The organism is Klenkia sp. AC732 (assembly GCF_979256525.1).
In genome coordinates this window covers 1-237 of record NZ_CEEDOS010000174.1, presented here as the reverse complement: position 1 = coordinate 237, position 237 = coordinate 1, and the positions used below count along the sequence as shown (strand labels likewise).

Annotated in this window: 1 pseudogene; it reads left to right on the top strand. The window is 81.9% G+C overall.

What is annotated here, in order from left to right:
- Positions 1-237 (top strand): annotated as a pseudogene (locus tag AC0IVP_RS22155) (hypothetical protein); the annotation flags it as partial.

Sequence of the window (237 nt, the reverse complement as noted above, 5' to 3'; positions counted from 1 at the left end):
GCGGGCCACCGCGCGGGGCTGGTCGGCCGGTGTCGGCCGGGTGGGGGCGCTCTCCGGCCCGCTCATCGGCGGGGCGCTGCTCGGGGCCGGGATCGCGTTCCCGTGGGGGTTCTACGTCGTCGCCGCCGTCGGGGTCGCCGGTGCGCTGGCCTTCGCCCTCACCCGCGCCCGCGACTGCGCGGTCCGCCAGGGCCCCGGACGGGCGGCCGCGGCTCAGTCGCCGCGGTTGCCCCGACG